Source organism: Aeromicrobium sp. Leaf272, from assembly GCF_001422865.1.
In the GTDB taxonomy this organism is placed as follows: domain Bacteria; phylum Actinomycetota; class Actinomycetes; order Propionibacteriales; family Nocardioidaceae; genus Aeromicrobium.
Genome location: NZ_LMMY01000010.1, coordinates 128,768 through 132,491, shown reverse-complemented (window position 1 = coordinate 132,491; position 3,724 = coordinate 128,768). Strand labels below are relative to the sequence as shown.

Here is a 3,724-nt window from a genome sequence, read left to right as displayed (position 1 = left end):
GTCCGGATCCGCGAGGAGTACCAGACCCTGGCGACCATCACGCTGCAGAACTACTTCCGTCTGTACGACAAGCTCGGCGGCATGACCGGTACGGCCATGACCGAGGCGAGCGAGTTCGACAAGACCTACTCGCTCGGCGTGGTGCCCATCCCCACCAACAAGCCCGTGGCCCGTGCCGACCAGCCCGACCTCGTCTACCGCACGGAGGCGGCCAAGTTCGACGCCGTCGTGGAGGACATCGCGGAGCGGCACGCGACCGGCCAGCCGATCCTCGTCGGCACCACGAGCGTCGAGAAGAGCGAGCGACTCTCCAAGCTGCTGCGCAAGCGCGGCATCCCGCACGAGGTCCTGAACGCCAAGCAGCACGAGCGTGAGGCGGCCATCGTCGCCGTCGCAGGTCACCGCGGTGCGGTCACCGTCGCCACCAACATGGCCGGTCGAGGTACCGACATCATGCTCGGCGGCAGCGTCGAGTTCCTGGCCGACGCGGCCCTGCGCAAGCAGGGTCTCGACCCGCTCGAGAACGCCGAGGAGTACAGCGCCGCCTGGCCGGCCACCCTCGAGCGCATCGAGGCCCAGGTCGCCGAGGAGAAGCAGGCCGTCACGGACGCCGGCGGCCTTGCTGTCATCGGCACCGAGCGCCACGAGTCGCGCCGCATCGACAACCAGCTGCGTGGACGTTCTGGCCGTCAGGGCGACCCGGGCGAGACGCGCTTCTACCTGTCGCTCGAGGACGACCTGATGCGCCTGTTCAAGGCCGACTGGGTCAACTGGGTGCTCCAGACGATGAAGATCCCCGACGACGTGCCGATCGAGAACAAGCGCGTCACGGGTGCGATCGCCTCGGCCCAGAGCCAGGTCGAGTCGCAGAACTTCGAGACCCGCAAGAACATCCTCAAGTACGACGACGTCATGAGCCGTCAGCGCGAGGTCATCTACGGCGAGCGCCGCAAGGTGCTCGAGGGCGCCGACCTGCAGGACCAGGTCACGACGATGATCACCGACACCGTCACCGGCTACGTCAACGGCGCCACCGAGGGCTTCCCCGAGCAGTGGGACCTCGAGCAGCTGTGGACCGCCCTCCGCACGCTCTACCCGGTCTCCCGCACCGTGGAGGAGATCGAGGAGGAGGCCGGCGGACGCGAGCACCTCTCCCGCGAGGGCCTGGTCGAGACCATGACCGAGGACGCACTCGCCGCCTACGCGCGCCGCGAGGAGGAGCTCGGGGCTCCGGTCACCCGTGAGCTGGAGCGCCGTGTGGTGCTGAGCGTGCTCGATCGCAAGTGGCGTGAGCACCTGTACGAGATGGACTACCTGCGCGAGGGAATCGGTCTGCGGGCCTACTCGCAGCGTGACCCGCTCGTGGAGTACCAGCGCGAGGGCTTCGACCTGTTCAGCGCCATGATGGACAGCATCGCCGAGGAGTCGGTGGGCTTCCTGTTCAACCTCGACGTCCAGGTGGAGGAGAGCGCCGTCGACGAGACGCACGACCACCCGCACGTCCAGGCCAAGGGTCTGGAGCCGAAGGCGGAGCAGAAGCTCTCCTACTCGGCGCCGTCCGAGGACGGCGACGTCGAGGTCCGCGCCGACGACGAGGACCCCGCTGCCGACAAGCAGCGTCAGGCCAAGCAGAAGTCCAAGGCACGCCAGAAGACCAAGGCGCAGCGCCAGTCCCGCAAGCGCAACCGCTGAGCCGGGCTCGCCGGGTCCGAGGGCCCGGCGAGCAAGGACTCCTCCGGTCGCGGGCTCGAGGGCCCGAGGACGGGTCCTAGGCCCAGACGAGGGCGGTGCAGGTCCACACCTGGCGTCCGCGGGGCGAGGTGACGAGCTCCAGCCGCAGGGCGACGGCGCGCGATCGCCCGCGGTGCACCATGCGTCCGGTGACCTCGACCGCGCCCGCGTGCACGACGCTGAGGTGGACGGACGCCAGGCGTCCGCCGACGGCGCGCTCGTCGCGACGTCGGGGTCGTCCGGAGCGCTCGCCCGCCAGCGCCGTGACGAGGGCCGCGTGGGCGTCGGGCGTCATCCAGGCCGACAGCTGACGGGCCGGTCGGCCCCCGCAGAGCACCTCGGTGAGCCCCTGCATGAAGCGGGCGATCGGCGCGCGCAGCTGCCGTGCGAGCTCCTCGCCGTCGCGGGTCCGTGGGACGGGGACCACGGACGAGGGTGAACCGGGCAGTGGCAGGGGCAGCTGGGTGGGGAGCGCGTCCTCGTCGGTGATGAAGCGCGCCGGGGTCCGGAGCTCGGTCGCGGCCCTCATGCTGCTCCTCCGGGGGCCACCAGATGCTGGCCGGGACGGATGAGGTCGGGGTCGGAGCCGATGACCTCGAGGTTCGCGAGGTACCACCGCCTCGCCGCGTCGGCGATCTCGCCGTCGTGGGCCGAGGGCCCGAGCGAGCGTGCCGCGATGGACCAGAGGGTGTCGCCGGGGGCGACGAGCACGATCTCGCGTCCCTGTGGCGGAGGTGCCGACGGTTCGACCGGGGCCACGAGCACCGGCCGGTCGGGCAGCGACAGTCCGTCGAGTCCGACACCGGTGGTGCGGTGCCCGGTGTCGGACCGGGGCAGGGCACCCTGGTCGGTCGTCTGCCGATCCGGACGAGGATGGTCGACGCCGGCGTGGGCGGTGCCGATCCCGAACCCGGTGACGACCCCGGCGAGCAGGATGCCGCGCAGGGCGCGGGGGACCAGGCGTCCGGCGGCTCGGGCCGCACCGCCGCCCAGGACGCACGCGCCCAGGGCCAGCGACGTCCACGTCGCGACGGCGAGCAGGCCCAGCTCGACGAGCGCGCCCAGGGCCACGGGGAACGACGGCGAGGAGAGCTGGTCGACGGTGGTGGGGACGTGCGGCAGGCGCAAGACGAGCGAGGTGAGGGCGAGGCTCCAGGTGGCGAAGCCGGTCCGTGACAGGCGCATCGGTCGTTTCCTTGCGTTTGACGACGTTTGATGACAGTGAAGGTCGTTCGTATCCTGTCGTCAAGGGTTCTTGCACAGGGGTCGGACGCCCGTGCCCGCGCTACGGTGCTGCCATGCGCTGGGACCGACTCTTCGCCGACCTCGAGGCCGCCGCGGACGACGACGCGTTGGTCGAGCGCGACGCGATGGTGGCCGAGCTGCGCGACGAGGAGTGGTCACGGACGCCGTGGCGCGAGCTGCTCGGCGGTCAGGTGGAGGTCGAGGTCGCCGGGGCAGGTCGGCTCGGCGGGACCGTGGGGCTGGTCAACGAGCAGCTCCTTCGTCTCGACGCCGGGGGGCTGGAGCACGTGGTCGCGCTGGCTGCGGTGCTGGGCGTCCGCACGGACGGACGTGCGCCGGCGCTCACGTCGGTGGACGCGCGACTGGGGTGGGGCCACGTGCTCCGCCGCATGCGTGACGACGGTGACGAGGTGCTGCTCGTGCGTGTCGACGGCTCCAGCCTGCGTGCGCGAGTGGAGCAGGTGGTCGACGGGGGCGTGCTGGTCCGCAGCGCGGAACGGACCCTGCTGGTGCCGCTGCAGGCGCTCGCGGTCGTCACGGTCCCGCGCTGAGACCGGATCGGCCCGGCGACGGGCGAGGATCGGAAGGCGGGGATCAGACCGTCGCGTCGTCGTCGCTCGCCAGGTCGGCGTCGGCCAGATCGCCCTCGCCGAGGTCGGCGACGGCCTGCTCGGCGCGGGCGTACTGGCGCTGGATGTAGTCCTCCAGCTGGTCCTTCTCGACCCGCCACTGGTTGCGGCCACCGATC

3 protein-coding genes and 1 pseudogene are annotated in these 3,724 nt (G+C 71.5%); 2 read left to right on the top strand and 2 right to left on the bottom strand.

Annotated elements, in window-relative coordinates; genetic code table 11:
- Positions 1-1,692: pseudogene (locus ASF38_RS19035) on the top strand (preprotein translocase subunit SecA); the annotation flags it as partial.
- A 76-nt stretch (positions 1,693-1,768) separates the two neighbouring features.
- On the opposite strand, the gene ASF38_RS05910 reads toward ASF38_RS19035, so the two are convergent.
- Positions 1,769-2,260 (bottom strand): Rv3235 family protein, encoded by a 492-nt coding sequence (locus ASF38_RS05910; protein WP_055968867.1) that lies wholly within the window; start codon positions 2,258-2,260, stop codon positions 1,769-1,771.
- Complete coding sequence (locus ASF38_RS05905) at positions 2,257-2,916, bottom strand: LysM peptidoglycan-binding domain-containing protein (protein WP_056574377.1); 660 nt, start codon at positions 2,914-2,916, stop codon at positions 2,257-2,259. The genes ASF38_RS05910 and ASF38_RS05905 overlap by 4 nt, the downstream gene beginning before the upstream one ends.
- Before the next feature lie 113 nt (positions 2,917-3,029).
- On the opposite strand from ASF38_RS05905, the gene ASF38_RS05900 reads away from it, so the two are divergent.
- On the top strand, positions 3,030-3,527 hold the full coding sequence (locus ASF38_RS05900; RefSeq protein ID WP_056552394.1) for a hypothetical protein: 498 nt from the start codon (positions 3,030-3,032) through the stop codon (positions 3,525-3,527).
- The last annotated feature ends 197 nt before the right edge of the window (positions 3,528-3,724 follow it).

Coding starts and splice junctions, on each gene's coding strand:
- ASF38_RS05905 (WP_056574377.1), bottom strand. CDS start 2,916: ATGCGCCTGTCACGGACCGGCTTCGCCACCTGGAGCCTCGCCCTCACC.
- ASF38_RS05910 (WP_055968867.1), bottom strand. CDS start 2,260: ATGAGGGCCGCGACCGAGCTCCGGACCCCGGCGCGCTTCATCACCGAC.
- ASF38_RS05900 (WP_056552394.1), top strand. CDS start 3,030: ATGCGCTGGGACCGACTCTTCGCCGACCTCGAGGCCGCCGCGGACGAC.